Annotated in this window: 1 pseudogene; it reads left to right on the top strand. The window is 39.3% G+C overall.

Annotated elements, in window-relative coordinates:
- Nucleotides 1-101: 101 nt before the first annotated feature.
- Nucleotides 102-300 (top strand): annotated as a pseudogene (locus JKP73_RS22660) (30S ribosomal protein S12); the annotation flags it as partial.

Genomic DNA, 300 nt, shown 5'->3' with positions numbered 1-300 from the left:
TTTTTTGCCAAAAGATGAACCACCTGGATGTGTGGAATTAAACATCCCGCTAAGATCATTAGTTGAACAGATGGTATAGATAAAGAAAGGAGGAAAATAGAATGCCTACTATTAATCAGCTTGTACGCAAAGGACGCGTAAGCAAACCAAAGAAGTCTGACCCTCCAGCACTTAATAAAGGGTACAATAGCTTCAAAAAGAAATTCACAGATCAAAATTCTCCACAAAAACGTGGCGTTTGTACTCGTGTTGGTACACTAACACCTAAGAAACCAAACCCAGCGCTTCGTAAATATGCAC

Source organism: Virgibacillus salexigens (genome assembly GCF_014905415.1).
In the GTDB taxonomy this organism is placed as follows: domain Bacteria; phylum Bacillota; class Bacilli; order Bacillales; family Amphibacillaceae; genus Virgibacillus; species Virgibacillus salexigens.
The sequence above is the reverse complement of the archived record's forward strand: the minus strand, read 5'-3'. Positions and strand labels throughout refer to the sequence as shown.